The following is a 2930-nucleotide window of genomic DNA, read 5'->3' as shown; positions in this document are numbered from 1 at the left end:
GTGGTTGTCACGTTGGTCGGTGCGGCGTGGATGTCCGCGGGCACTGATGACGCGGCGCTAGGGTTGCTGTGTTCGCCGGGCGTGGTGCAGCCGGTGAGGGTGGCGATGCCGAGCAGTCCTATCAGTGCGGTCAGCCCGGCATGATGTGTGGCGTGGTGGCTAGTGTGCGGGTTCACTGCGGTCTCCCAGGGGTGTGGTGGGGTTCAGTGGGTGGGGAACAGGGCGGCGGCGATGCCGCTGGCGGAGCCGACGAGGATGGCGGCGAGCAGGGCGCCGGCGAGTCCTTCGATCGCTTCGTCGCGGTGGAGTCGCCACGCCAGCTGCCAGCCGATCCAGATGGTGCGGGCGATCGCGAGCAGCAGGACGAGCCAGGCCAGCCAGGCGAGCATCTGGGTCAGCGGGGCGAGGACTTTCGGGTCCAGCCGTGTGGTTGTCATGGCGTGCCGTCGGTGTCGGTGGCCAGTTCACCGTCCTGATCGAGCAGGAGCTGATCGACGTCGGCGCGGTAGGCGACGTCGAGGGCCGCGACGATCACCTCGGCGGCGATGCCGGGTTCGCTTCTCGGCAGCGAGTGTCCGGCGCCGGGCACCACCTGCTGGTCAGCCCAGATCTTCTCCGCGAACCGTGTCGATTGAGTGGCGGAGACGACCCGGTCGCGGTCGCCGGTGACCACGAACGACGGAACGGGCCGCAACCCGGCGGCGATGGCAGGGTTGAGGTAGAAGTGACGGTAGGCGTGCATGAGGTCGGTCAGCACCCGCGGATCACCCGGACGGGCGCCGGTCGCCAGCGGAGCCTTGGACCCGAGCCGTCGTGCGGTGCGGCGGAAGCGTCGTTCGGCCACCGACGCGGCCGCGGCCGCGACATGGTCGAGCTTGCCGTGCCGAAGGCCCTTGATCCGTGTCGCCGCAGTCATGAAATGACGGGGCAGGGCGGGGAATTCGGGGAATTCGCCGGTGGCGTTGAACAGCACCAGCCCTGACAGTGCGGCGGCGCGCGCCGGGTAGCGCTGCGCGTAGGCAGCCGCGACCATGGATCCGGCCGAGTGCGTGACCAGTACGACCGATCCGGTGGCTTGGGTGAGTACGGTGTCGAGGTCGTCGGCCAGATGGTCGAGGGTGGTCTCGACGCTGCGGTGGGGGCGACCGGAGCGGCCGTGCCCTCGTTGATCCCAGACGATTTGCGCGATCTGGCCGTCGAGCCGGTCGTGCACCTGCTCGGTCAGCGGCCGCCACCAGCTGCCGTCGCACAGCAACCCGTGTACGTAGACAACGGTCGCCGCGGCGAACGTTGGCCCGCAACGATCTCCGGCCAGCATGAGCCCGTCGCTGCTGGACATGGCCAAGGGGGAGGTGTCGATGATTGGCATACGTGTGAATTCCTTTGCCTCAGAATCGAGTACGTTGGTGAGATGCCGCGATCCGCCGTTCGGCGGCGGACGGCACGGATGTGAGCCGATTCGAAATTTGTTGGGGCATTGGTTATTTGGCGACGATTTGAGTCATGATGGATCCGGCGCTGGTGGCGATGATTCCGCCGACGAGGGCGCCCAGCACGATCTTGGGGCTCTCCACGGCGCCGCCGTGCCAGCGTTCCCACCCGAATTTGCCGCCGGCGTAGATGAGTGCGGCGATGCCGGCGAGCATCACCGCCCAGGCCAGCCAGTTCACGACCTTGGTCAGCCCGGCCGACCCCGGCGGTGCCTCGGGTGTGATCGGAATCTGTTGCGCCAGAACAGCAATATCGGCGATGACGGAGTGCGTCACGGGGATCTCCTGGGTGTTGGGTCGGATGCGGGCGCTCGGGTGGCCGCGATGCGGGCGGTGATCGCTGTGCCGGCGTGATAGACGTCGGCGGGGACGGCGTCGCTCAGGTGGGCGCGCCGCGGGGGCGGCGGGTCGCTGGGTGTGTAGGTGGCGAGGTCGTCGAGCTCATGGGTGAGCAGTTCGTCGTGCCAGCGGATCGGCCACACCGCGCCCTCGACCAGGGCGGAGACGGTGCTGCGGTAGCGACGCACCGGCAGCGGAATACGGCCGGGCCGCGGCGGGACCAGCACCAACCCGACCACGGTCACCCCGGAGGGGGTGAGCCCGGCGTGCCACTCGCGCAGCCGGTCCGCCGCCGCGACCAACCCGGGCAGGCAGTCGCGAGCCGCGACCACTACCCGCTGCGTGGTCACCCGCGATCCGGGCCACGCCGGTCCGGTGTCGGCGGCGTGTGCCCACCACCGGGCCAGCGTCGAGGCGCCAGCGCCGCCGTGTGCGCCGAGCACCGCGAACAGCGGCGGATACGCCCCTGTGACAGGTAGCGGCGAATTCCTCACCGGCGCACGATGTTCCGGTCCGGGTCCTGTGACGGTGGTCGGGTCGAGGCGGCCGTCGGCGGGCTCATCGTGGGAGTGGGCGACGAGGGCGGTCATGGTCCGGCCTGCTTCTGGAAGTTGGTGATCACCAAGCCGGGACCGTCGAGGCGGGTGTTGATCACTTGCAGGTAGTCGGTGCGGGTGTGGTCGGGATGCTGCTCGACCACGTGCACGTTCGCGCTGCCGGCGGCGAATGGGGTGATCGCCACGCAATAGGTGCTGCCGGCCGGGATGGAGGCGATCCCTGCGGCGAGCGCACCGGCCGTCAGTCCTGCCTCCGGCGCCACGACCCGCAGAGCGGCGTTGGCATCGCGGAGCCGGTAGTAGGCGTTTTCGAATGAGGCCACGACCCCTGCGACGGTCCGGGTGTCACCGTCTCGGTCGGTGACCGTGGCGCCGGTGAGTCCTGCGCACGCCCCGCCGGCGGCTGCGGCGTTGCTCGTGAGCGGGACAGCGGTCAGGGTGGGAACCTGGGTGTGTCCGCTCGGATCGACAACGACCAATGCACCGATGAGCACCAGTACAGCGGCCACAGCCACCGTCGCACCCACGACTATCCACACCCGCG

General features: G+C 69.5%; 5 protein-coding genes. All 5 read right to left on the bottom strand.

The genetic code is table 11. The features are described from left to right. Window positions 1-203 precede the first annotated feature (203 nt). On the bottom strand, window positions 204-437 hold the full coding sequence (locus tag NA3_RS34930) for a hypothetical protein (RefSeq protein ID WP_062969165.1): 234 nt from the start codon (window positions 435-437) through the stop codon (window positions 204-206). Continuing rightward, window positions 434-1369, bottom strand: a complete 936-nt coding sequence (locus NA3_RS34925) for an alpha/beta fold hydrolase (RefSeq protein WP_084492121.1) — start codon at window positions 1367-1369, stop codon at window positions 434-436. The genes NA3_RS34930 and NA3_RS34925 overlap by 4 nt, the downstream gene beginning before the upstream one ends. A gap of 112 nt (window positions 1370-1481) precedes the next feature. After that, window positions 1482-1766, bottom strand: coding sequence for a hypothetical protein (locus NA3_RS34920; protein WP_308189465.1), 285 nt, complete (start codon window positions 1764-1766; stop codon window positions 1482-1484). Further along, on the bottom strand, window positions 1763-2419 hold the full coding sequence (locus NA3_RS34915; protein WP_062969159.1) for a hypothetical protein: 657 nt from the start codon (window positions 2417-2419) through the stop codon (window positions 1763-1765). Before NA3_RS34915 ends, NA3_RS34920 begins: the two co-directional genes overlap by 4 nt. Continuing rightward, on the bottom strand, window positions 2416-2930 hold a 515-nt coding region (locus tag NA3_RS34910), incomplete at its 5' end, for a DUF8176 domain-containing protein (RefSeq protein ID WP_501193629.1). The genes NA3_RS34910 and NA3_RS34915, both read right to left, overlap by 4 nt.

The organism is Nocardia africana NBRC 100379, from assembly GCF_001612635.1.
GTDB classification, from domain to species: Bacteria; Actinomycetota; Actinomycetes; order Mycobacteriales; family Mycobacteriaceae; genus Nocardia; species Nocardia africana.
The sequence above is the reverse complement of the archived record's forward strand: the minus strand, read 5'-3'. Positions and strand labels throughout refer to the sequence as shown.